Here is a 25,213-nt window from a genome sequence, read left to right as displayed (position 1 = left end):
TCTCGTTGGATCGTCGCGCCGGTGGACTTTGAGGACGGGAATGTCGAAGCGGGACTATTACGAGATCCTGGGCGTCTCCAAGACCGCAACCGACGGCGAGATGAAAGTCGCCTTCCGCAAGCTCGCCATGACCTACCACCCGGATCGAAATCCGGGGAATGCGGAGGCCGAGCTCAAGTTCAAGGAAATTAACGAGGCCTATCAATGCCTCTCCGACGGACAGAAGCGAGCCGCCTATGACCGCTTCGGTCACGCCGCCTTTCAGCAGGGTGGCGCCGGCGGCCCCGGATTCGGCAACGAGTTCGGCGACTTCATGTCGGACATCTTCGACAACTTCTTCGGAGACGGTCGGGCCGGCGCCGCTCCCGGGCGCGGTGGGGCACGTGGTGGCCCGACCCGCGAGCGCGGTGCGGACCTGCGCTACAATCTCGAGATCTCTCTCGAAGAGGCCTTCAGCGGAAAGGCCGAGACCATCAAGATGGCTACCTCGGTCACCTGCGAAGTCTGCTCGGGCTCGGGAGCCAAGGCCGGTTCCAAGCCGCGTCCTTGTCAGACCTGCGGCGGCTACGGCCGCATCCGCGCGGCGCAAGGCTTCTTTGCGATCGAGCGCACCTGTCCGAACTGCCACGGTCGCGGCGAGGTGATCGACGATCCCTGCGGCGCCTGCAGCGGCGCGGGCCGGGTGACGCGCGAGCGCTCCTTATCGATCAACGTTCCAGCCGGTGTTGATGATGGCCTGCGCATTCGCTTGGCCGGGGAGGGCGAGACGGGCCTTCGCGGAGGTCCGGCTGGCGATCTCTACGTCTTCCTCTCGATCAAGCCGCACGAGTTCTTTCAACGCGACGGGGCCGATCTGTTTTGCCGCGTCCCGATCTCGATGGTCTCCGCGGCCCTTTCGGGCGAGATCACCGTCCCGGTCATCGACGGCTCGCAGACCCAGGTTCGCATCCCCGCCGGCACCCAGACGGCGAAGCAGTTCCGTATCAAGGGAAAGGGCATGCCGGTGCTGCGATCGCGGGATGTGGGCGACCTCTACATCCAGGTGTTCGTCGAGACCCCGCAGAACCTCTCGAAGCGCCAGCGCGAATTGCTTCAGGAGTTCGATCAATCGGCCTCTGACGAGAATCACCCTGAGAGCGCCGGCTTTTTCTCCAAAGTCAAAGACTTCTTTGACGGGCTCGGCGGAGCGGCCAGGACGTAGATTTGCAATATCCTGCGGATCAAAACCCGTTCGGCCACGGTTGTCGCATGTGGCGGACTGGCACCGCTTCCGCAATCCTTGTGAGCGCTGGGGCGCGTTCGAGGGTTGCAAGCTTGACTGTCGGAGAGCTTCGTCGTCTAGCCTTTCCTTCCCAACCCGTGATCTAAGGACATAGGGTCTTGCCGCCGCTCCGCCGCTTCAGCGCAAAAGCCGACCCCGCCTCCGGTGCCAACCGTACGAAGCGGGACCCGCTGGAGGACGAGGCTCGCTTCCTGCGTTCTTGGTTCGAGCGGCCCCTCGTTACAGGGGCCGTAACACCGTCGGGCAGGATGCTTGCCCGCACGATGGCTTCCTATGTCGACCCCCGCGTCCCCGGACCGGTCATAGAACTCGGTCCGGGGACAGGCCCCGTCACCGAGGCGCTGATCCGACGCGGCATTGAGCAAGAGCGCCTGATCCTGGTGGAGTACAATCCCGACTTCTGCAAGCTGCTGCAGAAACGCTTCCCCCGGGCCACCATCCTGCGGGGCGACGCCTACAACATTCGCGAGACCTTCGGTACGATGCTGAAGGAGAAAGCGGCGGCAATGGTCTCGAGTCTACCGCTGTTTACGAAGCCGCTTGAACAGCGTCTCGACCTCCTGAACGCTGCCCACGAGATGATGCATCCGAGCGCGCCCTTTGTGCAGTTTACCTACGCCGTAGTTCCGCCGATCCCGGCGCGCTGCGATGCCGGCACTTACACAGCCAGCCGTTCGAATAGGGTTTGGCTGAACCTGCCGCCGGCTCGCGTCTGGGTCTATCGCCGACCATGAGCGCAACACCGGCTTTTCCGAACGCAGGCTGAAGGGCACTATCAGGGTGGGTTCAGTGCTGATCTCCTATTCGTATCGTGACGGGTGATTTTCGTCTTCGCGAACGAAACAGGAGTTTCACGATGCCCACTTCACGCGCCGGTTCCTCCCGGAGACTGAAAGCCCTGTTCGTTGCTGTGACCCTGGCCGGAGGCCTCGCCGCAGCCGCAACTACGGCGCAGTCCGCGCCCTTGGCGACGCCCATGCTTGGCGATCAGCAGAGCGCCATCACATCTGTCCAGTACTGGGGTGGCCATCGCGAATGGGGCCATCACCGGCACCATCATCACGATCACGACTATGGCCACCGCGGCCGCCATCAGGGATGGGGTCACCGCCATCACGGCTGGGATCATCACCGTGGCTGGGACCGGCATCACCATCATCATCACCGCGGACACGGCCGCTACGACTACTGAGCGTGGCGATCCTTTCGGTCGGGGTTCAACGCGAGAGTCTGGTACCGGCCTATCCCGTAATCCGCTCCAGGATCGCGGGTCCTGATGCCGACGGCGCCGGAGCAATGCGATACGCCGACCGAAGGATGGCTTCGGCCCGCTCGGCCGTCTGAATATCCGGGGCATGGATCGTCGCGAGCGGCTGACCGCGAGCGATCCTGGCTCCCACGCGCGGCAGACCGGTGAGGCCGACGCGCGGATCAATGTCGTCCTGCGGCCGGGTTCGGCCCCCGCCGAGTCCGATCACCGCGATGCCCAGGTCCCGCGTTGCGACCGAGGCGACGAAGCCGTCCGCCTCCGCCAGAATGGCCCGCACGACCGGTGACGGCGGCAGGTAAGCCCCCATCCGTTCGACGAGGTCGGCGGGTCCGCCGAGCGCGGCGACCATCCGGGCGAAAATCTCGATCGCGCGTCCCGAACTCAGAGCCTCCTCCAATCGAGTGGAGGCTTCGGTGAGGTCGGAGCTGAGTCCGCCGACCATCAGCATCTCTGCGGCAAGAGCCAGCGTGACCGCGTGAAAGGCCGGCTCGCGTGCGCGGCCGGTCAGATAGTCGAGGGTGTAGGTCACCTCCAAAGCGTTTCCGGCGGCCGAGGCGAGGGGCGAATCCATGTCGGTGATCAGCGCCACCGTGCGTAGGCCTGCCCCGCCCGCGACATCGACGATGCTGCGCGCGAGACCCTGGGCCTGGGCACGCTCGGCCATGAACGCTCCCGAGCCCGTCTTCACATCCATCACGAGTCCGTCGAGGCCGGCGGCGAGTTTCTTCGACAGGATGGAGGCGGTGATCAGATCAAGAGACTCGACCGTACCGGTCACGTCGCGGATCGCGTAGAGGCGCCGATCCGCCGGCGCGAGATCGGCCGTCTGCCCGATGATGGCGCAGCCGACCTCCGCGGTGACCCGCCGGAAGCGGTCGAGACCCGGCATCGCGTCGTAGCCCGGGATACTCGCGAGCTTGTCGAGGGTGCCGCCAGTATGCCCGAGGCCGCGGCCCGAGATCATCGGCACGTAGCCCCCGCAGGCCGCGACCATGGGCGCGAGCGCGAGGCTGACGGCGTCGCCGACCCCGCCAGACGAGTGCTTGTCGAGGACGGGCCCAGGCAGATCCCACGTGAGGACGGTGCCGGACTCGGTCATCGCTCGCGTCAGCGCCACGCGTTCCGAACGCGACAGGCCTCGGAAGTAGACCGCCATGGCGAAGGCTGCGGCCTGTCCCTCGGTGACCCGTCCCTCCGTCAGGCCCAGGATGAAGCCCGCGATCTCGTCGGACGGGATCTCCCCGCCGTCGCGCTTGGCGCGGATGAGCTCCTGCGGCAGCCTCATGGGGCGACTTCGGCGGAGGCCGCGACCAGGGCCGCGTGCAGGCTGCTGGCACCGAGGCGGAAGGTCCGGGGCGAGATCCAGTCCGGTCCCATGATCCGGTCCGCGAGGGCGAGGTAGGATCCGGTATCGGCGACGCTGCGCAGGCCGCCCGAGACCTTGAGGCCGACGGGATGCCCCGCGGCGTGGTCCCGGATGGCGAAGAGCATCGCCTCGGCCGCCGCCGGGGTGGCGGAGACCGGGCTCTTGCCCGTGGAGGTCTTGATGAAATCCGCTCCCGACGCGATGGCGAGGCGGCTCGCGGCGGCGATGACCTCCGGGACCGCCAGGGCGCCGGTCTCGAGGATGACCTTGAGCAGCCGACCGGCATCGCAGACGTCTCGGACCGCGGCGAGCATGGCCTGCGACCGACCGGTCTCGCCGGCCAGGAAGCTGCGATAGGGCAGGACGAGGTCGATCTCATGGGCGCCGTCGGCGAGCGCCTCGGTCGTGTCCTCCACGGCCCGCTCGATGTCGTCGCCGCCGGCGGGGAAGTTGATGACGGTGGCGACGCGCACAGGCGATCCGGCGAGCAGCCGGGCGGCGTGGGTCACGTAGTGCGGCCAGACGCAGACGGCGGCGACCGCGCTGGCCCGAGCGTCGCGGCAGAGCCTGTCGATGTCGGCCTCGGAGCAGGAATCGCCGAGGTCGGTGAGATCCAGAAGGGGCAGGGCGCGTCGGGCGATGGAGGCGGCGTCGGTCATCGGGGGGCACTCGCAGGCAGGCGGGTGACGAAGGCGGCGACGAGGCGGGCGAGAGCGTCGCCGGCCCGGGCCGCGGCGGCCTTGGTCTCCGCGTGGTGGGGATCGCCGTCGCCGATGCCGGCGCCGAGGTTGGTCACCACCGAGAGGGCGGCGACGGGCAGGCCGTAGAAGCGGGCGAGGATGACCTCCGGGACCGTCGACATGCCGACGAGGTCGGCCCCGAGATGGCCGGCCATGCGGACTTCCGCCGGGGTCTCGAAGCTCGGGCCGGAGAACCAGGCATAGACCCCCTGATGCAGGGCGATCCCGGATTCCCGTGCGGCTTCAACGAGATGGGCGCGAAGGCCGGCGTCGTAGGCCCCGACCATGGGCACGAAGCGGGCGTCGCTGGCCTCGCCGATCAGGGGGTTGAGGCCGGAGAGGTTGATGTGGTCCGTGAGTGCCACGAGGCTGCCGGGACCGACCGCCGGCCGCAGGGAGCCGGCGGCGTTGGTGAGGAGAAGCGCTTCTGCGCCGAGGACTTGGGCGACGGCGAGGGGCACCCGCATGACGGCGGCGTCGCCCGCCTCGTAGGCGTGGGCGCGCCCCTCGAAGACGAGGACCCGGCGCCCCGCGAGCCGCCCGGCATGGAGGCGGCCGCCATGGCCGCTCACGCGCGGGGCCGGAAACCCCGGAATCTGGGCGTAGGATACCGAGAGGGTCGTGTCGAGGTCACGCACGAATCCGCCGAGACCCGTGCCGGTGACGATGGCGCAGGCGAACGGTCCGCCGAACCCCTGCGCGCGCAGAAGTCCGGCGGCGGCCTGGACACCCGGCTCCGGCTCACGCATGGGACACCAGGTTGTCCGGGCCGAAGGAATCGGGCAGCAGCGCCCCGACGGAAAAAGCGGCGCGGATGTCCGCCGCGTCGGCGACGTGGACCCGGACCTCCGGCCCGGCGAATTCCCGGATGCGCTGGCGGCAGGCGCCGCAGGGGGTCACGAGGCCCGGCCCCGGGCCGAGGACCAGCATCGCGGCGATCCGGCGCCCGCCCGCCGCCACCATGGCGGCGATGGCGCCGGCCTCGGCGCAGGTCCCCACCGGATAGGCCGCGTTCTCGACGTTGCAGCCGGCATGGACGGCGCCCGATTCGTCGCGGAGCGCCGCGCCGACGGGAAAGCGCGAGTAGGGCGCATAGGCCCGCGCCTGCGCCGCGCGGGCGGCCTCGAACAGGCGGGACAGGTCCGGACTCATCGGGGCGGAACGTTGCGCGGCATCGCCCGACTTAGGCACCAAGCGGGGCGGCTGTCGAGGGCCGGGCGCCGCCGTGGACATCCGCATCGACAGGGCGCGACCCGGCTCCTATGACGGAGCGGACGGGAGCCCGGAAGGCAGACGATCATGTTGGGACGGTTCGAGCGCGGCGCCTCCGGCGAGGCGGTGGTGGAGTACGGCGACGGCACCATGCGGGTGATCAAGCCCGGCAGCTTCGTGCGCTGCGCCGTGACGGGCGAGGCGATCGCCCTCGACGCCCTGCGCTACTGGAGCGCGACCCTGCAGGAGGCCTATGCCAGCCCCGAGGCGGTGATGAAGCGCCTCGCCGAGACCGGACGGCCGGGCTAGGGTTTTTCGCGATCCGATCGGTCAACGCGACGGTCGTGCCCGTGACCGCGCTCCGCTCGCCAGCCCTGGCGAGGATGGTCGACGCAAGCCCTTGCCGAACACATACAGAAGGATGCCCGACAGCAAGGCGCCGGCGACCCCATCCCAGACCTCTTCCGCGACGAGCGCGCCCAGAAGGCTCACCACGATCAGGCTGTTGAGGATGACGGGAACGGTCCAGATGCGTGGCCGCATGGGAAAGCGTCCTAAGTGTTGGGCAGAGCAGTGGACGAAGTCGGGCGGTCGGCGGAGCGCGACCGTCTCCGGTCGATCCAGAGATACAGTCCGCTGCCGAGAACCACGATGGTCGCGACATCGAGGAGCGCCCAGACGACCTTGAACGGAAACCCGCCGTAATCGCCGAAATGCAGCGGTTGGGAAATCAGAAGCGCCTGCATGTACCAGGGCATGGCCCGCATGTCGGTCAATCGTCCCGTCTCCGCATCGATGAGGGCGGGCTTGAGGAGGCGCGCGGTGAGGGGCGTGTTGCCCGCCATGAAGACCGCGTAGTGATTGTTGCTGCTCACGATCGTGCCGGGGAAGGCGATGAAGCGCGGCGTCATCTCGGGCGCGGCCGCCTTCGCGGTCGCCACGGCCCCGGCGAGGGATGCGAGCCGGGTGGGGCGGGACGCGTCGCGATAAGGCGCCGTCATCTCGGCGAGCTGGCCGACTTGCCAGGCCTTCAGCATCAGTTCGGCCCAGGTGTTCACCACCCCCGTCCCACCGACGATCAGTGCCCAGGCGAGCGTCGCGACCCCGATGAGGTTGTGCCAGTCGAGCCATTTGATCCGTTGCCTCCGGTCGCGCCGGACGGTGCCGAAATCGAGCTTCCGCATGAACGGGCCGTACAGGACGACACCCGAGACCACGGCCACGACGAACAGGAGGCCCATCGCCCCGAGGAAGAGCTTGCCGCCGAGACCGAGGAACAGGTCGACGTGCAGCCGGAACAGGAAGCCGATCGGCCCTTCGTTGGGTTTGGGTTCCCGCAGCGGCGCGGCGCTGCGCCGGTCCATGGCCAGGATCGTCAGGTCCGTGGGGGCGGAGCGGACATCCCGCGCGAGATTGACGAAGGCGAGATCCGGCTCGTCATGGTCGAACACGACGTACTGGACGACCAGACCGGGCTTCAGGGCCTGGGCCGCTTCGAGGACCCGGTCGAGGGAGGCATGCGGCGTGCCGGCGGGCATCGCCGGCAGCTCGGGCTCGTAGCCGAGGAGGCCGTTGATCTCGTGATGGAAGATCAGCGGCAGGCCCGTCAGGCACAGCATCAGCAGGAAGACCATGCTGATCAGACTCGTCCACGTGTGGACGAACGACCAGAGCCGGAAGGCCCGAAGGCGCGGCGCGTCGGGGCCGGGTCTCGCCGCCATCGTCAGAAGTCCAGCTGCGCGGACAGAAGGTAGGTCCGGGGCGTTCCGAGGGTGAGGAAACCGTTCCCGGTGGAGGCCCAGTAATTCTCGCCCGTGACGTTCTCGACGGTGGCCCGCAGCGTGACGGGCTTATCCCAGGAGCCCAGGAACGTGTAGCGAAGCCCCGCATCGAACCGGGTCCAGTCCGGAATGCGCTGCAGGTTGCCCTGATCGTAGAATTGCGACGCCGTGTGGATGAGGCGCCCGGTCAGCGTCAGCCCTCGCGCGAGCCACGGCGGCAGGTCGTACTCGCCGTAGAGGTTGACCGTGGTCGCGGGCACGCCCGGCGCGATCCGGCCGTCGAAGGTCCCGCCTTCGGTGCGGACGAGACGCCCGTCCGTGAACGCGACGCCGCCGATGAGGCGCAGGCCCGGCGCGAACTCGCCGAATACGTTCAACTCGATCCCCCGGTTCCGCTGGAGCCCGTTGAGGGCGAAGTTGCGCGTCGCCGGGTCCTGAAAGGCGTTGGGCTGGTTGATCTCGAACAGGGCCGCGCTCACGCCGACCACCCCGAAATCGTACTTCAGGCCGACTTCCTTCTGGTCGGCGATGGTCGGGGGCAACGCCTGATTGGCGTTGCTCGCCGTGATCGGCGCAGCGCCGGTCGAGAGCAGGCCCTCGATGTAGTTGCCATAGAGAGAGAGGTGTTCCAGCGGCTTGATGACGAGGCCGACCGCCGGTGTGACCGCTACCTTGTCGTAGCGCGACGTCGCGTCGCCGAAGGTCGGGCTGCCGGGCGTGAAATCGTATCCCTTGGTTCCGATCTGCTGGACGCGGCCCCCGACCGTGAGCAGCACGCGCTCATCGAGGGAGGACAGGGTGTCGGCGAAGGCGATGCTGCGGTTGACGGTGAGCGAGCCCCGGGCATTCCCGATGTCGATGTCCGCATAGGACGGCGCCGCGATCGCGGCTGGGTCGTAGATGTTCGAGGGGCCGGCACTCAGGAACTGCACGGCCTTGGGGTAGCTCGTGGTGGCCCAGTAGCCCGCGGCCGAGAGCGTGGCACGATGAGCGACCGGTCCCGTTACGAAGCGGGTTCGCACGCCGGTCTCGGCGGTCTGGGCCTCGGCGATGTATTGCTGGCGCGCGAACAGGCCGCTGAGGTCGCCCGTCGAGGAACTCAGGCTCTGGAAGTTGGCCAGCGCGCTCTCCCGGGTCGAGCGGGCGCCGAACGCCGCGTAGACCGTGGTGTCGGCGCCGACGTCGTACTCGGCGCGGAAGGCCCCGAACCGGGTCTGCGTCCGCTGGAACTCGTAGGGTTGGTTCTGGTTGCGGGTGAGATCCGGGGCCCGGGGAATCACGACGTCCGGATCGACGGTGAGGAACGAGCGGTTCCGCCGGTAATCGTTGCTCTGGTAGCCGAGATCCACGGAGACGCGCACGCGCTCGCCGCGATAATCGGCGCCGACCGAGCCGAAACCGATCTCGAGCCGTTCGCGGTCGATCGCCGATCCGCCGTCGCGGTAGACGCCGTTGACGCGCACGCCCCATTCCCCGGCCGCACCGAAGCGACGGCCGACATCCACGGCCGTGCCGAACTGGCTCCGCGAGATGAAGAACGGCGTGATGCGGGTCAGTGCCTCGTCATAGGCGCGCTTGGGGATCAGGTTGATGCTGCCGCCGATACCGCCGATGGGGGAGATGCCGTTGACGAGGGCACTCGCGCCCTTCAGCACCTCGACGCGCTCGACGTTGTAGATGGCCGGCCGACGCTGGTCGACGAGGCCGTAGAGCCCGTCGAAGGCGATGTCGGCGGCATAGACCGGGAATCCACGGATGTAGAGCTGTTCGCCCGCGGCCCCCGTCGCGGAGGTGACCGCGCGGACGGAGGGGTCGTTCGACACGACGTCGAGGAGGCTCTGGGATTGCTGGTTGCGGATCAGCGTATCGGTATAGCCGGTGATGTTGAACGGCGTGTCGAAGACGGTGCTGTTGCCGAGAAAACCGACCCGCGTGCCGCTCCCGACCTGCCCTCCGGCATAGGCCGGTGGCGGTGCGCCGATGATCCCGGGGGACCGGCCCATCCCGGCGCCCTCGACGCTCAGTTCGGCGAGGGTCACGCCCTGCCCGTCCCCCTGCGCGTAGGCCGCCCGCGCGAAGCTTCCGGAGATCAGCGTACCGAGGACGACGCCGCGCAGACTCGCATTCCAGAGCTTTTGTAGACCGTCCCGCATCGCCGTCTCGCGTCGTTTGCCGGCGACGAAAGGCTGCCGGTCAACGATCGGCTTAATCACCCCCCGACGACGGGTGGTATTGGATTCCCGGGAAAAATATGGATATCCTGCTATTCAATCCGGTCTATTGAAGAAATGCTCGCTCTGTTGCGCTGATACACAGTGAAATTTGAACAATTACAATCTACGCCCCGTCGTTCGCAGCGTCCGATCTGGTGATGTTCTCCGACCGCAGGTCGACCAACCCCGTGCGGCTCCTGCAATGCTGGCGATCCCATGAGCACAACCCCCGTTCCCCGGCTGATCAGGTCGACGCGTGAGATCCGGCGGAACGATGTTCGCCGGGATGCGGTGATGATCCAGTCGGATTACGCGGCGTTCGACGGTGCCTACGAGAACACGGACTCGCTCTGGATCCACCTCTGCACGAGCGGAGGCGGCCGCCTGTTCCGGCACAGCGAAACCCAGAAGCTCGACGGTCTCTTCACGCCGGGCCGGATCGGGCTCGGCGCGCCCTACGATGGCGGCGAGGGCTTCGGCCCCCGCCTGAGCCTGCTCGGCCTCGGGATCTCCGAGCGACGCTGGAAGGGGCTGGTCACCGAACTGCCGGGCGGGCGGCTTGACCTCGAAGCCCTGGCCTCGACCTTCCACGACGACGCGCTGCTGAGCGCCACGCTCACCGCCATGTGGGAGGAGGCCGGACTGCACGGCTTCGCCACGGCGTTCTACGATCATGCCCTCGCGATCGTGATGCATCGGCTTGCGCGCTCGCAGACGCAGCCCGCGCCCGTGGCAGCTCCGGTCCAGGGTCTGACGAGGCGGCAGAGGTCCGACGTCGTCGCCTACATCGAAGCCGAACTCGGCGGCGATCTGCGCGTCCCAGACCTCGCGCGGGTCCTGGACATGAGCGAGCATCACTTCAGCCGCTGTTTCCGTGCCTCCTACGGCTTGCCTCCCTACGCCTTCATTACCCGCCGCCGCCTGGATCGGGCGTCCGCGCTCCTCGCCGACTCCCCGCTGCCGGTTGCCGCCATCGCCGCCCTCGTCGGCTACAACGACCCAAGCCAGTTCGCCGCGGCCTTCAAGCGCCACACGCTCATGACGCCCCTTGCCTGGAGGCGTGCGAGAGGTCGCTAGGCCGCTCGGCGCGTCACTTCCAGACCGCGCCGTCACGTTCGGCGATCACCGCGTCGGGTCGCGGGGCTTCCACGCGGGAAGCCCGCCCATACCCCTTTCCGATCCGAGACCCGTCTTCGAAGGTTTTCGACCCAAGCGGACCGGGCGCATCCCTCTATCCCGGTGTCGCTCCCAGCAGGCTCCGCAACTGCACCCGCAGCGGGCCGTCGTCGGCGAAGGCGAGACTGACCGGCAGGACCGCGACGCGGGCGGCGAAGGGGGGCGAGAGGCGAACGTGGTCCTTCTCGGTGGTGACGAGGTCGGCGCCGAGGCGGTCGGCTTCGGTCGCCAGCGCCCGCTGGTCCGCGGCGGCGTAGGCGTGGTGGTCCGCGAAGCTGCGGCGGCCGACGATCTCGGCGCCGGCCTCTTCGAGGCTCGCGAAGAATTTTTCGGGGCGGCCGATGCCCGCGAAGGCGAGGACGCGGCGGCCCGTGAGATCGGCGCCGGGGACCAGGCGGGCGCGGTGGACGGGCAGGCCGCGGGCGCGCGCCGCTTCGGCCACGGCCTCGCCCCGGTCTCCGGTCCCGATCAGCACGAGCCCGTGGACGTGGCGCCATTGCCGGGCGAGGGGCACCCGCAGGGGGCCGGCCGGGAAGGGCCGCCCGTTGCCGAGGCCGGCGCCGGCATCGACCACGGCCAGCGACAGCGACTTCGCGAGGCTCGGGTTCTGCAGGCCGTCATCCATCACGATGACGTCGGCGCCTTCGCGGACGCAGAGCGCGGCGCCGGCCGGGCGGTCGCGGGCGAGGATCGTCGGGGCGACGCGGGCCAGCAGCCGGGGCTCGTCGCCGGTCTTGGCGGCGGAGAGGCGGGCCGGATCGACGCGCAGCGGCCCGGCGAGGCGCCCGCCATAGCCGCGGGTCAGGAAGGCCGGGTTGGCCCCCAGCGCCCGCAGCCGGGCGGCCAGCGCCAGGGCGGTCGGGGTCTTGCCGGCCCCGCCCAGGGTGAAGTTGCCGACGCAGAGCACGGGGCAGGGGGCTTCGGCTCCGGGGCGGTCCATGCGCGCGGCGGTGTGCCGGCCGTAGAGGGACCCGAGCGGCGCGAGCAGCCGGGCGGCGGGGTGGCCGGGCGCCGCGTCCCAGAAGGCGGGGGGGCGCATCAGCCGGCGCTCACGGGGCCGCCATGGCCTTGAGGGTCATCTGCGCGATGAAGGGATCGAGCACCGCCAGGGTGCGGGCGACGGCGCCCTCGAAGGGCCGGAGGGCCTCCGCCCCCGCCCGGTTCATCGCCTCGATGCGGGGGCGGTCGCCGAGGAGGCCGTCGAGGGTCGCCGGCAGGGCGTCGGCATCGGCCACCGCCAGGGCGCCGCCGGCCCCGTCGAGGGCTTCGTAGACCTGGGTGAAGTTGTGGACGTGCGGGCCGTGCAGCACCGCGGCCCGCAGGCGCGTCGGCTCGATCGGGTTCTGGCCGCCATGGGGCACCAGGGAGCCGCCGAGATAGACGATGCGGCTGAGGCGGTAGAACAGGCCGAGCTCGCCCAGGGTGTCGGCGACGTAGAGGTCGATGCCGCCATGGGGGCGACCGCCCTGCGAGCGCCGGGCGCTCGTCAGGCCCTCGGCCCCGGCGCAGGCGGCGACGTCGCCGCCGCGATGGGGGTGGCGCGGCACGACGATGGTGAGGAGCCGGGGCCAGCGCGCCCGCAGGCGGGCATGGGCGCGGGCGGCCACGGCGTCCTCGCCCGGATGGGTGCTGGCCGCGACCCAGACGGGGCGGTCGCCGATGAGGTCCCGCAGGTGGGCGAGCTGCTGGCCGTCCGCCGGCGGCACCTCGGAATCGTATTTGAGGTTCCCCGAGATGCTGACGCGGGGCGCGCCGAGGCGGCGGAAGCGATCGGCATCCGCCTCGGTCTGGGCCAGGCAGATCGCGATGCGGGCCAGGAGGGCTTCCGCGGTGCGCGGCGTCCGGGCCCAGCCCTTCGCCGAGCGCTCCGACATCCGCCCGTTGACGAGGAGCAGCGGGATGCCGCGCCGGTGCAGGCCCAGGATCGTGTTCGGCCAGATCTCGGATTCGGCGACGAGGGCGAGGTCGGGCCGCCAATGGTCGAGGAACCGGTCGACCCAGCGCGGGGCGTCGAGGGGCACGTACTGGTGCACGGCCCCGGCCGGCAGGCGCTGCCCGATCAGGTCGGCCGCGCTGCGGGTGCCGGTGGTCACCAGCACCGAGAAGCCGCGGGCGATCATGCCGTCGACGAGGCCGACCAGGGACAGGACCTCGCCGACGCTCGCCCCGTGCATCCAGGCGAGGCGGCCGAGGGGCCGCGCCCGGCCGGGCAGCCCGCGCCGCTCGGCCAGGCGCCCGGGATCCTCCTTGCCCCGGCGCGCGCGCCAGGCGAGGAGGCCCGCCACCGCCGGCTCGCCGAGATAGAGCCCGGAGCGATAGGCCCGCAGGATCGCCGTCAGGGGCGGGGCCTTCGCCATCGCCTTCATGCCGGCTCCCCGGTGCCGCGGCCGGCCCCGACCCGGTCGGGATGGCCGACGCGGTCGTGGGGGCCGACCCGATCGGGCCGACCGACCAGGGTGTAGGCCCGGTCGTGGACGCGGTTCATCTCGGCCTCCAGCCGCAGGCGCAGGGTCTCGAGGGCGTCCGGCTCGATCTCGCGCGGCACGAGGATCGGCTCGCCGAACACCATCGCGCCCCGGCCGAAGGGCAGGCCGAGGCAGGCTCGGTCCCAGCTGTCGAAGCGCCAGTGCCGGCTCGTCACCACCGCCACCGGGACGATCGGCCGGCCGGAGAAGCGCGCCAGGGTGAGGATGCCGGCATCGGCCCGGCGCGAGACCTTCGGCACATCGGCGCTGAAGGCCACCGACTCGCCGTCCTTCAGGGCGCGCAGCATGGCGCGCAGGCCCTCGGCCCCACCCTTCGCCTTGGCATCCCGCAGGGCGCGGCCGCGGGCACCGGACGCCCGGATGACCCGAACGCCCATCCGGGTGAGCGCGATGGTGTTGATGTTGCCGTCGGGCGAGCGCGAGATGATCGTGGCGATCCGGTCGTGCGGCCGGCGCATGAACGAGATCATCGTGTGCTGGCCGTGCCACATGCCGGCGATGAAGGGGCTGAGCCCGTCGAGCCAGGCATCCGGCGCGGCCGGCTCCATCGTGAAGCGGTTGGTGCGCCGCACGAGCCGGAGATAGCCGCCGGCGAGGATGCCGAGGGCCTGCTGGACCGCGGGCGCGCGGCCGATGCGTTTGACGAGGCTCATCACGTCGCTTTCGCGTCGCCGGCGCACCGGCGATGCCTTCGGGGAGGGGATGTCCACGGGGCCGGCCCGCTCGGCGCGCGCGGGCGCGCCGGGCGGCGAGCGGGCTGTCTAGCTCCGATCCCGAGGCCGGCGCAACGGCGTCCCGGGGGCGCGATCGGCCGTTTCGGAGACAGAAAGCGGTCTTTGGCGCTTGTTTAGATCCATTCCAAGTTATAGATTGGAATCAATCCAAACAGGACTCGCGGCGCGAAAGGGTGCTCACGATGCTGATCTCTCCCGTCCCGGGCGCTCCGGATCCGGTCGCCGCCATCGAAGCCGGCGCGGCCGAGGCGCACCGCGCCTTCGTCCTGCGCTACGTGCAGCCGGGCCTCGCCGGGCTCATCGACGGATCCGTCTCGACCCTGGCGCCGATCTTCGCGGCCGCCTTCGCCACCCACAGCAACGGCGCCACCTTCCTGGTGGGACTCGCCGCCTCCATCGGGGCGGGGATCAGCATGGGCTTCACCGAGGCGCTCTCGGACGACGGGCAGATCACCGGGCGCGGGACGCCCTGGATGCGCGGCCTGGTCTGCGGGGCGATGACCACGCTGGGCGGCCTCGGCCACACGCTGCCCTACGCGATCCCGTCCAGTTGGTCGAACGCCTTCGGCATCGCGACGGCCCTGGCGATCCTGGTGGTGGTGGTGGAACTGCTGGTGATCGCGGCGATCCGCACCCGCTACATGGCCACCCCGTTCTGGCGCGCGGCGATGCAGGTCGTCCTCGGCGGCGCCCTGGTGCTGCTCGCCGGGATCGCCATCGGCAGCGCCTGACGCGCGGGCGGGATTCGCGCCCCGAGGGTTGACCGTCAGGCCCGGATGGGGCGATGCCGAGCCCGAAATCCCGATCGTCGACCGTCCACTGGGGGATGATGTTCCGCCTCGCCCACCTGACCGACCCCCATGTGGGGCCGCTGACGCGACCGCGCCTGCGCCAGCTCCTCAGCAAGCGCGCCACCGGCTACGTGAACTGGCAGCGCGGCCGCAAGGACGCCCACGACATGGAGGTGCTGGCCGCCCTCGTCGCCGACCTCCAGGCGCAGGGGCACGACCACATCGCCTGCACGGGCGACCTCTGCAACATCGGCCTGCCGAGCGAGTGGTCGACCGCGAAGGTGTTCCTCGAAGCCCTCGGCGCACCGGACGCCGTCAGCTTCGTGCCGGGCAACCACGACGCCTACGTGCGCGGCTCCCTCGAAGGGCTGCTGCTGGCCTGCGGCGCCTGGACGGCGGGGGACGACGGCATCCCCGGGCACTTCCCGTACCTCCGCCGGCGCGGGCCGGTGGCGCTGATCGGCCTGTCCTCGGCGATCCCGACCAAGCCCCTGATGGCGAGCGGACGCCTCGGCCCGCAGCAGATCGCCGCCACCGAGGCCATGCTCCGGACCCTCGGGGCCGAGCCCGAGCCACCCTTCCGCGTGGTGATGATCCACCATCCCTCGCATCCCGGCGGCACGAGCGCCGGGCGCGAACTGAAGGATGCGGGGGCCTTCACCGCCATGGTCGCCCATGCGGGCGCGGAGCTGATCCTGCACGGCCACAACCACGTCCGCAGCGTCGCGTTCGTGCCGGGGCCGGGGGGGACGTCGATTCCGGTGGTGGGGGCCGCCTCGGCCTCGGCCCGGGGCGACGCCCGGCATCACCGGGCGAGCTACCACCTCTACACGATCACGCGCGGGGCGACGGGCTACGCCGTCGCCGGCATCGAGCGGGGCCTGACCGAGACCGGCATGATCGCGGATCTCGGTGCGCTCGCGCTGGCCCGGACCTGAGGCGACGCCGAACAGGGCATCGCCTCGGGCAAGTACTCACGCAAGTACTCGGGCAAGTGCCCGGGCAGGTACTCGGGCAAGAGTTCAGGCGTCCTCCAGGACCTTCGCCTGGGCGTCGATGCTGGCCTGATAGCGCTCCGCCTGCAGGCGGGTCAGGCCGCTGACCAGAACAGCTTCGCCGCGATAGACCGTATAGGTGCCGTCATGCGTCGGCTTCACGCGAATCACGTTGGACATGGCTGTCACCCCGTCAAAAAGGTTAGACGCGATATTATTTTGGCGGAGTTGAAGTCTTAACTTCCGGTTCAGACTACGCAAGTCCTGGGCGTCCGGGACGAGCAGAATTCGATCCCGCGTCGCAGCGAAAATACTGGTATTCCACGCTTGGACTGAAAAAACCGCCAACCTTCTCAACGAATGGCCACGCTTGCACCGCAGCATCGTTTCCGCGGGAGAGCGCGGGGGCCGACGGGCCGGTCCGCGCAGGCGAGGCGCGGTCGACCCCATCCCGACCCGGCGCTGATTCTCCCGCGCCGGCCGGTCAGCCGTCGCGGGAGGACCGGACCGGACCGCGGCCGAGATTGGTCTGCAGGAAGTCGCTGATCCGGCGCAGGTAGGATTCGAGGCCCTGAACCTCCGCCTCGGCGGCACGGGCCCGCTGGCGGGCCTCGAGGGCGGCGGCGTCGGCCTCGCGTTGCGCCATCTCGGCCTCGCGGACCCGCAGCTGGGCCTCGCGCAGCCGGATCTCCAGCTCCATGGCCTGGCGCCGCCAGGTCGCCGCCTCGGCGCGGACGCGGTCGAGCTCGCCCTGCTGCTCGACGCGCTCGCGATGCGTGAGGCGGATCAGGTCCCGGGCCTGGTCCGAGATCGTGTCGACCCGCGCGTGCAGGGCCTGGATCGTCTCCATGCTGTGTTCGACGAGGCGCAGGGTCGTCGCCCCGAGCTCCGAGGCCGGGGTCGCCGCCGCAGGCGGCACCAGGGCCAGGGCCTGGCCGGGGAGTCGCTCGGTCGCCGCCCGCTCATCCAGCTCGACTTCCTCGGTCTCGACCTCGAGCGACTCGCCCCCATGCACCCCGGCCTTGTGCACCCCGGGCTTGTGCACCTCGGCGATCCCCGCCCCGTGGCGCACGGGCAGCCGGGCGCGCGCGATGGCGACCACGGGCGACGGGAGAGGGGAGGCGACAGAGGACATGGCAGAGGAAGACATGGCGGAAGAGGACATGATGGAGGACTTGGAAGGGGACTTGGAAGGGGACTCGGAGGCGAGCATGAAGGCGGGAACCCGATGGGGAAACGATCGTGACCAACGGTCTCGCGAGGACGCGGGTCCGCGGATCGCGGCTCCGGAGCTCCGCGCGTCGGGAGACGGCGGCCTAGACTGAGGCGGCCTGGGCCGGGGCTGTCTGGGCCGGGGCGGTCTCGTCCTGCGACGGGCGGCGGGTGAAGCCGTCCACCACCGCATCGTGCAGGCGGGCCAGCCATTCCTCGGCCTCCTCCGCCCGGCGCTCCGCGAGGTCGGCCCGGGTCTGGGCGGCGGCGACCTGGGCCTCCAGGGCGGTCGCCCGCTCCAGGGCACGGGCGACCGTGCGCTCCAGTTCCTGCTCCAGTTCGGCGGCGCGCTCCTCGCTGATGCGGATGGCCGCCGTCGCCTCGTGGATGAGGTCGAGGGAGGCGGACCAGTCGCGCTTGCGCCCGGTGCCGGCCTCGATCTGGGAGGCCTGCTGCGGCTCGGGCGCGGCCGGGCCGCGGTTGTTCGGGCTCGGCAGGCTGCGCATCAGCCAGGCCCCGGCGGAAGAGGTCTCTCGGTCGCGAAGGGCGGTCTCGGACATGTGGTGTTCCCTGCGCGGGGTCTCCGCCGCGTCGTCTCTCGATGGGGTGAAGGGGTCGGCGAGGCTGGGTCGAGGCGGGCGCGGACCCTATTTCTCGGGCGCGGGCGTGAACGGGCGGACGTTGCTCGGCTCGGCCGGGGCCGGGGCCGGGGCCGAGGCTTGGGCCGGCTCGGGTCGCGCCGCCTCGTCCGCCGCGAAGGTGCGGGCCGAGCGGCGCAGGGCCTCGTGCTGCTTCTGCAGGGCGATCCGGCTCTCGCGGGCGATGTCGAGGGCGCCCTGGGCGAGCTTGCGCTCCGAGCGCTCGTGCTGGAGCTCCTCGATCAGGCGGTGGTTGACGGTCTCGAAATCGGCGCGCTCCACCTCCTGGCGGTGGACGAGATGGTCGATGCGGTCGGACAGGCTCGCGGCCCGGCCGAGGGCCTGCTCCAGGGCCGCGTCCTTGGCGGCCATGGCCTTGGTCAGCATCGCGCAGCGATGCTCGAACTCCGAACGGGTCCGCTGCATCTCGAGGAAGCGCTCGTTCTGGCGAGCGAGATCCGCCTGGGCGCTCTCCAGGCGGCGCTCCAGGGTGACGCGCTCGATCGAGGCTTCCTTGAGCCCGCGCTCGGCGGAGCGGCCGGCCTCGTCGCGCTCGCGCAGCTGGGTGCGCAGCTGGGCCAGCATCTGCTCGGTGGCGGCGAGCCGGCTCGTGGCCGCCTCCACCCGCATGGCGAGGCTCGCGCGCTCGGTGCGGTGATTGGCGATCTCGGCCTCGGACTGGGCCTCCGCCTTCCGGGCCGCGGCGATCTCGGCCGCCAGTTGCTGCTCGATCGTGTGCAGGGCGACGCGCCCGGCCTCGGCCTGGTTCTCGAATTCCTGGGCGCGGGCGGTCAGTTCGGCGAGCTGCGCCGCCTGCGCTTCGCTGAGGTTCTGGAGCCGGAGGTTGTCGCGGTCGAGGGCGTGGCGGCTCTCGCGCAGGTCCTGCAATTCGCTGTCCGAGCGCGCGAGCGCCTGGTCGAGGGCCTTGGCCTCGACCCGCAGGGCCTTGCTCTCTCCCTGCAGGGCGCGGCTCTGCTCGGTCTCGGCGAACAGGCGCCGCTCCAGGTTCTCGGCCTGCAGGGTCCTGTCGCGCAGGGCGATCCGCACCTCCTCGGCCGCGGCGTCGCGGGCCTGGAGGCTGGTCTCCAGGTGGTGCAGCTGGATCTTGGAGGCCGCGACGTCGTTCGTCGCCGCGGCGAGGCGGCCGGTGGCGTCGGCGAGGTCGCGCCGGAGCGTGGCGGCATTGCCCTGCTCGATCGCCAGCAGGGTCTCGAGCTCCGCCGTGCGGACCTTGGCCCGCGGCAATTCCTCGGTGATGGCCACGATCGGCACCAGCAGGGCCGAGAAATCCGTCTGGAGCGACTTCAGGTCGTCGAGGCGTTCCGACATTTCGGCGACGCGGAAACGCAGGCTCTCATTGTGCTGTCCAAGAGAATCCAGGGAAAGGTCTTCGGCCCCCAGTGAAAGTTCAGACGTCTCGACTTCTTCGCCCATGCGAATGAAAGGCACCTCGGGTATTGATGTCCGTGTCGGTGCTTCGGCCTGCTGGGAAGACGGCGCCCTGCTTTCGCTTGCGGTCGATTTGCGGAGCGAAAGCCAACTCATTTCTCGGGTCCATCCTCTTCGCGTACGACCCGCGAGGTGGATTCATCAGGGTTGCAATTTCCTGCGCCTGTCAATCAGGCTCCCCGGCACGTGTTGGCAAAATCTTAACGTATGGCTTTTGTGGCGCAGCACCGCGCCACCGCGGCGATTGCTACGCTTTGCTGAACATAGGTGAAGAACAGCTTCCGCACTTCGGCCGGATGCTGCGGCAAGACGGCATGACCGGGTCCGGCCCGACTCACGCAAGCGTGAAGATTGAGCGGGGGACAGGACGACGTCGCCCCGGGGCTCCCGGGCCGCACGCCACGCCAGCGGATGGAGGCGGGGAAGCCGCACCCCGACGACGCGGTCGTCCTCCGGGAGGCCGGGAATGACCTCCGTGGTCGCGTCGGGACACCGGGCGGCGACGGCCGCCTGGATTCGCCTCCGGCGCGGAGTCCGGTCCGCCGTCGGTTCGACGCCGATGGGCTCGATGACCCGGATCATGCCCGGCCATCGCAGGGCGGGACCGCAGCCCTGAGCCCGCGAGGGTGCCCGAGCGGTCCGCGCCGCCGGGCGGAGGAGCGAGGCCCGCGCGGAGGACAGGCCAGGCGGATCAGCGCCATCCCTGGAACTATGTTGCCTAAACGCACCACCCCGCGCCATCTCGTCCGTCGACCCGAAAGTCGGGAACCAGAGGGGCGACACTTGGTATACCCTCGCGCAGGCTGCTCAAGGAATGCGCGCGCTGCCTGCAGGCAACGCAACATAGTGCTGGAGCGTTAAGCACCATTGGACGAACGGCTTCGATTTTGGCGAGCCGGAAGGATAGACCCGTATGCTGTACCTGATGCGTGACGTCTGCGACCTGATGCTCATGCCGGCGCGCATGGCTGCCGGTGTCGCCCGAACCGCCTGCCAGAGCCCCTTCAGCCCCTTCGCCTACACGTCGAGCAGCCGCGCGATGGCCGCCTCCTGCGAATTGTTCGAGCGCACGACGCGCAGCTACGCCAAGCCGAGCTTCAACCTGCCTGCGGTCGAGCGCGTCGTCTGGGAAAAACCGTTCTGCCGCGTCATCGCCTTCGGCGAGCCCTCGACCAAACCCAAGCTGCTTCTGGTGGCTCCGCTCTCCGGCCACTACGCCACGCTGCTGCGCGGCACCGTGAGCGCGTTCCTCGACACGCATCAGGTGTTCATCACCGATTGGGCCGACGCCAAGCAGGTGCCGCAATCGGCCGGCGCCTTCGATCTGGACGACTACATCGATTACTGCATGGACCTGTTCGAGGCGCTCGGCCCCGACCTGAACGTGATGGCGGTGTGCCAGCCTTCCGTGCCCGTCCTCGCGGCCATCGCCCGCATGGAGGCCGAGGATCGCCGGGGGTTGCCCCGCTCGGTGGTGCTGGTCGGCGGCCCCATCGACACCCGCCGCTCACCGACCGCGGTGAACAAGCTCCCGCAGGAACACGCCATCGAGTGGTTCGAGCGGCACTGCATCCACCCGGTGCCCTGGCCGCAGATCGGGCACGGCCGCAAGGTCTATCCCGGCTTCCTCCAGCTCGCCGGCTTCCTGAGCATGAACCTCGACCGGCATCGGATCGCGCATTGGGACATGTTCGATCATCTCGTGCAGGGCGACGGCGACTCGGCCACGAAGCACCGCGAGTTCTACGACGAGTACCTGGCGGTGATGGACCTCACGGCCGAGTACTACCTCCAGACCATCGAGAGCGTGTTCATCGAGCATCGCCTGCCGAAGGGCGAGATGCAGCATCGTGGCCGGCCGGTGGACCTCGGCGCGATCCGCCGCTGTGCCGTGATGGCGATCGAGGGCGAGAAGGACGACATCACCGGCATCGGCCAAACGCGCGCGGCGCTGGACCTGACGCCGAACCTGTCGCCCGACAAGAAGGCCTACCATCTGCAGATCGGAGCCGGCCACTACGGGATCTTCAACGGCTCGCGCTTCCGGGCCGAGATCGTCCCGAAGATCAGCGCCTTCATCGCGGCGCACGGCGACGCGGCCGCGAGCCGAGCGGAGATCCGCCCCGTTCCGGTCGCGGAGGCGGTGCAGCGCCCGGAGGCGGCTGCATTGCCGGCCTTCGTGGCCATCGCGGCGCAGGCCTCGGCCGGCGTCCCGCCGGCCCTGCATGCCTGAGGCGGATCTCCAGGTCCGAGACCCGGCCCTGCACGCCTGAGGCGGAGCTGGGCCGGGCCGCGGAATCGGCGGACCCGCAGGGTCAGTGAAACGACGTCGGCTGCGCCCGGAAGGCTCCCATCCAGGCGGCCGCCGTGGACGGACCGGGCGCCGTCACTTCGGCAGACATGAGTGCGGTCGTGCGCCGCTGGAGTTCGTCCAGGCGCCGGTCGAGGACCGCCCGCCGCCGCTGCCGCCGCCGCTCGATCTGATGCAGGAGCGTCCGCTTCTCGGCGGCGGGGCCGGTCCATCCTCCGAGGCGCTCGCAGTCCACGCGGTACTCGACCTCCACATCGGCCCGCGCGGCCAGGGTGGCCTGGAGATCGCGCGTCAGATCGTCGAAACCGGGCGCCTGCCCGTCCGCGCCGAAAGCCTCCTGGCCGAGTGCGTCCCGGCGGCCGAGGTTGGTGATCTGCACCAGCTGATTGGACGCCGCGACCACGGCGCCCGACGCGTCCCGCAGGGGGGTGGGATAGGGCATGAACGGAATGCGCGTGCCATCCGGCCGTTCCAGCACCGCCTGAACGCCCCGGACCAGCCGCCCTTCCTTGATCGCCACGGCCATCGGGCATTGGTCCAGCGGCAGCGGAGCACCGTCGGTCGTGAAGATCCGCCAGGCGCCGCACCAGCGGGTCTTGCCGAGTTCCGGGCGGTAGCCCCAAAGCTCGGCCGCCGCATCGTTGTAATAGGTCAGCCAGCCATCCGCATCGGTCGTGTAGACCGGCGACCTGAACTGCTTGAACAGCTCGGCCCGCGAGGGCTCGTAGTTCCAGCCGCGATCTGGGCCAACGAATTCGAATTCGTCGTCATCGGGAAACATGGCACACTCCTCGACCGGCGGGCACGAAATGCCCGCACCAAGCACTTCGGTCGCCCCCCTCTGTCGCGGGTGCCTGCGAGCCGGACTCGCCCTCGAAAGGACGACGCCAGCCCATCGGTGACGCACGCGGCGTCGCACTCCAGATCGTCCAGCGCTACGGGATTGTGCCTCGGAGCTCCCGGGGGCGGTCGCTCCTGGACGCCATGACCGGCTCGCGCCGACCTGGGCTCTCCCGTCTCGCTCTGCACGGACACAGGTTCGTCGCACAATCGCGATCCCGCAGCAACGGGTCTCGTGACAAAAATCTGAGCGGCCCGCCCCAAGCATCTTCGTTGCCGCCGGAAACAGATCTCATTCGTCGATTTTCCGGGATGCAATATTCGACCAGCACATCCGACGAATGGGGGAGGCGGATCGACCGAAGTTGGCTCAGTGATCGCGGATCGTTCGGTGGGAGATCCCGATGCGAGACCAAAAACCGCCCGTTCTGATTGTGACGATCTGGGGATTATTCGCGGTCCTCGCGCTGTTCGAACAGGCTCGGATGCCGGCCGTGGGGTCGACGATGTCCGCGCTGGCCGATGCGGAGAACCCGTTCGCGCTCATCGAGACGGCACGGCTCGAACGGGACCGCCGGACCGCCTCCGGACCGGCGATCGGCCCGCGTTCCGCCTCCCACTGACGACGCGTGATCCGGCGATCCGGACTCGAGAACGGCAGAGTTTCTTTCCCCGACGATCCTGAAGAGGTTCATCCGATGCGTAGGTCAACCTTGTTCGCCGCGGCTTTGGGCGTGGCCACCCTGGCCTTCTGGGCCGTGATGTTCACGAGCCCCCCGATATCCGAAGCGGGCGCCATCCCGGGAGTCGATATCCGGAAGCTCACGCTGGAGGCGCATCCGGGCACGGCCGAAGCCTACGATGCCTTCTGAACCCCGGCCCCGGGCGTCGCGCGGGGTTCGGCCGGAACCGACGGGCGCCGGCGTTCCTCGCATCGTCGGCGGGCGGGTGAGGCGCCGACGACCCGCACCGCCCGGGTGACGGCCGTCGCGGGCGCGGCCACTCCAAGGGAGATGGCGACGGTCCGGGGAGCGCGGCCGGCCCGGCGGCACCGCACCGCTTTGGTCGCGCGCATGTCGGCGTTGGCCCAACATATGCGAAGATTGCGGTATGACGCGCGTCGACGGCATCCGAGACAACACGTTCCTGGCAGGGCCTCTGACGGAGGAGAATGTCGGCGCGGCCGTCGACGCCTGTCTCGCGGATCCGACCATCACGGCCTTCGCGTTCGACGACGGCGCCCGGATCGACCTCGCGGATCACGCCGCCTCTCGCGAATGGGCCTGCATGGCCGACACGGACGCGATTTCGGTCGCGCGATTGAAGCGCGGCGTCGTTCGCGCCGCGATCCTGCTGGCTCGGCGGGACAGCGCGTGACGTAGGTCGAGATCGCGACGGACGAGCCCCTGCCCAAGCGGAAGGTCCGCTGCCGTTCGGCGCAGACCGCACCGAGCGCGCCGGCTGGCCCCCGGAACGATCGCGTCGCTGGTCGCGTCTTGCCGCAGGCGGCCCTTGCCGGCGCCCGGTGCGAGACCGACCTTGGCCGAAACGGGAAGACGCGTGTGCCCCTGCGATGGATCCTCGTGACGGCTGGCGGGATCTGGGCCGGTCTGGCTCTCGTCCAAGCCTGGGCCCGGCGGTGCGCCGGCCGGGACTGCGGCGCGAAGCGGCGCCGGCTCGCGGCGCGGCGGATCCGCGTCGACGGCCGGACGATGCGGGCCCGCGTCTCGGTCGACCCCGTCCCGAACGACCGGCTGCCCGTGATCCTCGTCCACGGCCTCGGGATGTCGAGCCGCTACATGGTTCCGCTCGCGCGCGCGCTCGCCCCTCACGTCCGGGTCTACGCACCCGACCTGCCCGGCTTCGGCGCGAGCGAGAAGCCTCGCCACGTTCTGACGGTTCGCGAACTCGCGGATGCGCTGGCGGCCTGGATGCGAGCGAGCGGGCTGGAGCGCGCCGCCTTCGTCGGCAATTCCCTCGGCTGCGAGGTGCTGGTCGAGCTGGCGCTCGCTCATCCCCAGCTCGTCGACCGCCTCGTGCTGCAGGGGCCGACGCCGGACCCGGAGGCGCGCAACCTCATCCGGCAGGTCATCGGCTTCATCGCCATCGCGCCGTTCGAGCGCTGGTCGCTCGCCGGGGTGGCGCTCTCCGACTATGCCCGTGGCGGGATCGGACGCTACATCCTGACCCTGCGCAGCATGGTCGACAATCGCATCGGGGAGAAGGTGCGCCGGATCGCGCAGCCGACGCTCGTGGTCTGGGGCACGCGGGACTACATCGTTCCCCGGGCCTTCGTCGCGGACCTCGCCGGTGCCCTGCCTCGCGGCCGTCTCGCCGTCATTCCGGGCGCCGCCCATGGCATCAACTACTCGCATCCGGAAGCCTTCGCCGCCGTCCTTCTCCCGTTCCTCCTCGCGGCGGGAGACGAGCCGGCGGGACCGGACCGCGGCGGTCGGCACGGCATAGCGCAGCGGCCGGTCCGGGAGGCCGATCCGCTCGTCGGCGCCGGCGCGGCGCGCGGCGCGGTTTCGGGGAAGAACCTTCTTGCGCGACCGTCCGGCACCACGGGCTTCATCCTCTGCGGCGGCGTAATTTGGTCTCTGCTTTCATTGACTTGATGCGGATCGGACGCGGATAAACGAAGCCCGATCTTGTGCTTCATGAGACCCGCTCCCGTCTTCCGGTTCCTCGAGCCGGCAAGCGCGGGACCGGGCCGC

The 25,213-nt window shown here is 70.1% G+C and carries 25 protein-coding genes and 1 pseudogene; 10 read left to right on the top strand and 16 right to left on the bottom strand.

The annotated features are described in order from the left end of the window. The first annotated feature begins 40 nt into the window (after positions 1-40). Together dnaJ and ACLBWX_RS04165 are read left to right on the top strand one after the other, a co-directional pair. Entirely contained in the window at positions 41-1,201 is a 1,161-nt protein-coding gene (gene dnaJ, locus ACLBWX_RS04170; protein ID WP_447675821.1) for a molecular chaperone DnaJ, read from the top strand. A 179-nt stretch (positions 1,202-1,380) separates the two neighbouring features. After that, the gene (locus ACLBWX_RS04165) at positions 1,381-2,016 is read left to right on the top strand and encodes a class I SAM-dependent methyltransferase (RefSeq protein ID WP_447675820.1); all 636 of its coding nucleotides are present in this window, start codon (positions 1,381-1,383) and stop codon (positions 2,014-2,016) included. Between the two features lie 131 nt (positions 2,017-2,147). Here ACLBWX_RS04165 and ACLBWX_RS04160 read toward each other — a convergent pair whose 3' ends face one another. The 5 genes from ACLBWX_RS04160 to ACLBWX_RS04140 form a co-directional block, all read right to left on the bottom strand. Then, positions 2,148-2,444 carry a hypothetical protein gene (locus tag ACLBWX_RS04160; protein ID WP_447675819.1) on the bottom strand — a complete coding sequence of 99 codons (297 nt, stop codon included), beginning with the start codon at positions 2,442-2,444 and terminating at the stop codon, positions 2,148-2,150. A gap of 79 nt (positions 2,445-2,523) precedes the next feature. Then, a complete protein-coding gene (deoA, locus tag ACLBWX_RS04155; protein WP_447675818.1) occupies positions 2,524-3,837 on the bottom strand; it encodes a thymidine phosphorylase in 1,314 nt (437 codons plus the stop codon). After that, complete coding sequence (gene deoC, locus ACLBWX_RS04150; protein ID WP_447675817.1) at positions 3,834-4,577, bottom strand: deoxyribose-phosphate aldolase; 744 nt, start codon at positions 4,575-4,577, stop codon at positions 3,834-3,836. Before deoC ends, deoA begins: the two co-directional genes overlap by 4 nt. Next, positions 4,574-5,407 carry a purine-nucleoside phosphorylase gene (locus ACLBWX_RS04145; RefSeq protein WP_447675816.1) on the bottom strand — a complete coding sequence of 278 codons (834 nt, stop codon included), beginning with the start codon at positions 5,405-5,407 and terminating at the stop codon, positions 4,574-4,576. Before ACLBWX_RS04145 ends, deoC begins: the two co-directional genes overlap by 4 nt. Then, complete coding sequence (locus tag ACLBWX_RS04140; RefSeq protein ID WP_447675815.1) at positions 5,400-5,810, bottom strand: cytidine deaminase; 411 nt, start codon at positions 5,808-5,810, stop codon at positions 5,400-5,402. The genes ACLBWX_RS04145 and ACLBWX_RS04140 overlap by 8 nt, the downstream gene beginning before the upstream one ends. Positions 5,811-5,957: 147 nt before the next feature. Between ACLBWX_RS04140 and ACLBWX_RS04135 the strand changes: the two genes are divergently transcribed. After that, positions 5,958-6,179: a DUF2093 domain-containing protein gene (locus ACLBWX_RS04135; protein WP_056473797.1), complete on the top strand. Its 222-nt coding sequence runs from the start codon at positions 5,958-5,960 to the stop codon at positions 6,177-6,179. 21 nt (positions 6,180-6,200) lie between these two features. Here ACLBWX_RS04135 and ACLBWX_RS04130 read toward each other — a convergent pair whose 3' ends face one another. Genes ACLBWX_RS04130 through ACLBWX_RS04120 form a run of 3 tightly spaced genes read right to left on the bottom strand, consistent with a single transcriptional unit; the run spans position 6,201 to position 9,804 of the window. Continuing rightward, positions 6,201-6,413 (bottom strand): hypothetical protein, encoded by a 213-nt coding sequence (locus ACLBWX_RS04130; protein WP_447675814.1) that lies wholly within the window; start codon positions 6,411-6,413, stop codon positions 6,201-6,203. Between the two features lie 11 nt (positions 6,414-6,424). Then, entirely contained in the window at positions 6,425-7,591 is a 1,167-nt protein-coding gene (locus ACLBWX_RS04125; protein WP_447675813.1) for a PepSY-associated TM helix domain-containing protein, read from the bottom strand. A gap of 2 nt (positions 7,592-7,593) precedes the next feature. Beyond that, a complete protein-coding gene (locus ACLBWX_RS04120) occupies positions 7,594-9,804 on the bottom strand; it encodes a TonB-dependent receptor (protein WP_447675812.1) in 2,211 nt (736 codons plus the stop codon). Positions 9,805-10,158: 354 nt separating this feature from the next. Here ACLBWX_RS04120 and ACLBWX_RS04115 point away from each other — a divergent pair, with 354 nt between their 5' ends. Beyond that, positions 10,159-10,941: a helix-turn-helix domain-containing protein gene (locus ACLBWX_RS04115; protein ID WP_447675811.1), complete on the top strand. Its 783-nt coding sequence runs from the start codon at positions 10,159-10,161 to the stop codon at positions 10,939-10,941. Between the two features lie 154 nt (positions 10,942-11,095). Here ACLBWX_RS04115 and lpxK read toward each other — a convergent pair whose 3' ends face one another. From lpxK to ACLBWX_RS04100, 3 genes are read right to left on the bottom strand one after another with little or no spacing between them, the layout of a single operon-like run. Beyond that, entirely contained in the window at positions 11,096-12,079 is a 984-nt protein-coding gene (gene lpxK, locus ACLBWX_RS04110) for a tetraacyldisaccharide 4'-kinase (protein WP_447675810.1), read from the bottom strand. 10 nt (positions 12,080-12,089) lie between these two features. Continuing rightward, entirely contained in the window at positions 12,090-13,406 is a 1,317-nt protein-coding gene (locus ACLBWX_RS04105; RefSeq protein ID WP_447675809.1) for a 3-deoxy-D-manno-octulosonic acid transferase, read from the bottom strand. Further along, positions 13,403-14,179, bottom strand: coding sequence for a lysophospholipid acyltransferase family protein (locus ACLBWX_RS04100; RefSeq protein ID WP_447675808.1), 777 nt, complete (start codon positions 14,177-14,179; stop codon positions 13,403-13,405). Before ACLBWX_RS04100 ends, ACLBWX_RS04105 begins: the two co-directional genes overlap by 4 nt. Positions 14,180-14,514: 335 nt before the next feature. Here ACLBWX_RS04100 and ACLBWX_RS04095 point away from each other — a divergent pair. Then, positions 14,515-14,991, top strand: a pseudogene (locus ACLBWX_RS04095) (VIT1/CCC1 transporter family protein); the annotation flags it as partial. A 98-nt stretch (positions 14,992-15,089) separates the two neighbouring features. Then, positions 15,090-15,989 carry a metallophosphoesterase family protein gene (locus ACLBWX_RS04090; RefSeq protein ID WP_447676054.1) on the top strand — a complete coding sequence of 300 codons (900 nt, stop codon included), beginning with the start codon at positions 15,090-15,092 and terminating at the stop codon, positions 15,987-15,989. A gap of 84 nt (positions 15,990-16,073) precedes the next feature. Here the strand turns inward: ACLBWX_RS04090 and ACLBWX_RS04085 are convergent, their stop codons facing one another. The 4 genes from ACLBWX_RS04085 to ACLBWX_RS04070 all read right to left on the bottom strand — a co-directional run bounded on the left by ACLBWX_RS04085 (position 16,074) and on the right by ACLBWX_RS04070 (position 19,225). Continuing rightward, positions 16,074-16,226: a hypothetical protein gene (locus ACLBWX_RS04085; protein ID WP_200930052.1), complete on the bottom strand. Its 153-nt coding sequence runs from the start codon at positions 16,224-16,226 to the stop codon at positions 16,074-16,076. Between the two features lie 304 nt (positions 16,227-16,530). Next, positions 16,531-17,181: a hypothetical protein gene (locus ACLBWX_RS04080; protein WP_447675807.1), complete on the bottom strand. Its 651-nt coding sequence runs from the start codon at positions 17,179-17,181 to the stop codon at positions 16,531-16,533. Positions 17,182-17,362: 181 nt separating this feature from the next. Next, entirely contained in the window at positions 17,363-17,818 is a 456-nt protein-coding gene (locus ACLBWX_RS04075; protein WP_447675806.1) for a hypothetical protein, read from the bottom strand. Positions 17,819-17,905: 87 nt separating this feature from the next. Further along, the gene (locus ACLBWX_RS04070; RefSeq protein ID WP_447675805.1) at positions 17,906-19,225 is read right to left on the bottom strand and encodes a chromosome partitioning protein ParA; all 1,320 of its coding nucleotides are present in this window, start codon (positions 19,223-19,225) and stop codon (positions 17,906-17,908) included. Between the two features lie 1,033 nt (positions 19,226-20,258). Here ACLBWX_RS04070 and ACLBWX_RS04065 point away from each other — a divergent pair. Continuing rightward, on the top strand, positions 20,259-21,578 hold the full coding sequence (locus ACLBWX_RS04065; protein ID WP_447675804.1) for a polyhydroxyalkanoate depolymerase: 1,320 nt from the start codon (positions 20,259-20,261) through the stop codon (positions 21,576-21,578). An 82-nt stretch (positions 21,579-21,660) separates the two neighbouring features. Here ACLBWX_RS04065 and ACLBWX_RS04060 read toward each other — a convergent pair whose 3' ends face one another. Further along, entirely contained in the window at positions 21,661-22,482 is an 822-nt protein-coding gene (locus tag ACLBWX_RS04060) for a PAS domain-containing protein (protein ID WP_447675803.1), read from the bottom strand. Between the two features lie 712 nt (positions 22,483-23,194). On the opposite strand from ACLBWX_RS04060, the gene ACLBWX_RS04055 reads away from it, so the two are divergent. The 3 genes from ACLBWX_RS04055 to ACLBWX_RS04045 all read left to right on the top strand — a co-directional run bounded on the left by ACLBWX_RS04055 (position 23,195) and on the right by ACLBWX_RS04045 (position 25,114). Next, the gene (locus ACLBWX_RS04055; RefSeq protein WP_447675802.1) at positions 23,195-23,368 is read left to right on the top strand and encodes a hypothetical protein; all 174 of its coding nucleotides are present in this window, start codon (positions 23,195-23,197) and stop codon (positions 23,366-23,368) included. Positions 23,369-23,606: 238 nt separating this feature from the next. Then, a complete protein-coding gene (locus ACLBWX_RS04050) occupies positions 23,607-23,873 on the top strand; it encodes a hypothetical protein (protein WP_447675801.1) in 267 nt (88 codons plus the stop codon). 185 nt (positions 23,874-24,058) lie between these two features. Further along, entirely contained in the window at positions 24,059-25,114 is a 1,056-nt protein-coding gene (locus tag ACLBWX_RS04045) for an alpha/beta fold hydrolase (RefSeq protein WP_447675800.1), read from the top strand. Positions 25,115-25,213: the final 99 nt, after the last annotated feature.

It is taken from the genome of Methylobacterium sp. M6A4_1b (assembly GCF_053345175.1).
The sequence above is the reverse complement of the archived record's forward strand: the minus strand, read 5'-3'. Positions and strand labels throughout refer to the sequence as shown.

Bases quoted from the DNA above. Each gene is read 5' to 3' on its own strand.
- ACLBWX_RS04050 (WP_447675801.1), top strand. From the start codon at position 23,607: ATGACGCGCGTCGACGGCATCCGAGACAACACGTTCCTGGCAGGGCCT.
- ACLBWX_RS04125 (WP_447675813.1), bottom strand. From the start codon at position 7,591: ATGGCGGCGAGACCCGGCCCCGACGCGCCGCGCCTTCGGGCCTTCCGG.
- deoA (WP_447675818.1), bottom strand. From the start codon at position 3,837: ATGAGGCTGCCGCAGGAGCTCATCCGCGCCAAGCGCGACGGCGGGGAG.
- ACLBWX_RS04065 (WP_447675804.1), top strand. From the start codon at position 20,259: ATGCTGTACCTGATGCGTGACGTCTGCGACCTGATGCTCATGCCGGCG.
- ACLBWX_RS04120 (WP_447675812.1), bottom strand. From the start codon at position 9,804: ATGCGGGACGGTCTACAAAAGCTCTGGAATGCGAGTCTGCGCGGCGTC.
- ACLBWX_RS04160 (WP_447675819.1), bottom strand. From the start codon at position 2,444: ATGATGATGGTGATGCCGGTCCCAGCCACGGTGATGATCCCAGCCGTG.
- ACLBWX_RS04140 (WP_447675815.1), bottom strand. From the start codon at position 5,810: ATGAGTCCGGACCTGTCCCGCCTGTTCGAGGCCGCCCGCGCGGCGCAG.
- ACLBWX_RS04100 (WP_447675808.1), bottom strand. From the start codon at position 14,179: ATGAGCCTCGTCAAACGCATCGGCCGCGCGCCCGCGGTCCAGCAGGCC.
- ACLBWX_RS04070 (WP_447675805.1), bottom strand. From the start codon at position 19,225: ATGTCGGAACGCCTCGACGACCTGAAGTCGCTCCAGACGGATTTCTCG.
- ACLBWX_RS04105 (WP_447675809.1), bottom strand. From the start codon at position 13,406: ATGAAGGCGATGGCGAAGGCCCCGCCCCTGACGGCGATCCTGCGGGCC.
- ACLBWX_RS04080 (WP_447675807.1), bottom strand. From the start codon at position 17,181: ATGTCCTCTGTCGCCTCCCCTCTCCCGTCGCCCGTGGTCGCCATCGCG.
- ACLBWX_RS04145 (WP_447675816.1), bottom strand. From the start codon at position 5,407: ATGCGTGAGCCGGAGCCGGGTGTCCAGGCCGCCGCCGGACTTCTGCGC.
- dnaJ (WP_447675821.1), top strand. From the start codon at position 41: ATGTCGAAGCGGGACTATTACGAGATCCTGGGCGTCTCCAAGACCGCA.
- lpxK (WP_447675810.1), bottom strand. From the start codon at position 12,079: ATGCGCCCCCCCGCCTTCTGGGACGCGGCGCCCGGCCACCCCGCCGCC.
- ACLBWX_RS04090 (WP_447676054.1), top strand. From the start codon at position 15,090: ATGTTCCGCCTCGCCCACCTGACCGACCCCCATGTGGGGCCGCTGACG.
- ACLBWX_RS04075 (WP_447675806.1), bottom strand. From the start codon at position 17,818: ATGTCCGAGACCGCCCTTCGCGACCGAGAGACCTCTTCCGCCGGGGCC.
- ACLBWX_RS04115 (WP_447675811.1), top strand. From the start codon at position 10,159: ATGATCCAGTCGGATTACGCGGCGTTCGACGGTGCCTACGAGAACACG.
- deoC (WP_447675817.1), bottom strand. From the start codon at position 4,577: ATGACCGACGCCGCCTCCATCGCCCGACGCGCCCTGCCCCTTCTGGAT.
- ACLBWX_RS04055 (WP_447675802.1), top strand. From the start codon at position 23,195: ATGCGTAGGTCAACCTTGTTCGCCGCGGCTTTGGGCGTGGCCACCCTG.
- ACLBWX_RS04085 (WP_200930052.1), bottom strand. From the start codon at position 16,226: ATGTCCAACGTGATTCGCGTGAAGCCGACGCATGACGGCACCTATACG.
- ACLBWX_RS04130 (WP_447675814.1), bottom strand. From the start codon at position 6,413: ATGCGGCCACGCATCTGGACCGTTCCCGTCATCCTCAACAGCCTGATC.
- ACLBWX_RS04135 (WP_056473797.1), top strand. From the start codon at position 5,958: ATGTTGGGACGGTTCGAGCGCGGCGCCTCCGGCGAGGCGGTGGTGGAG.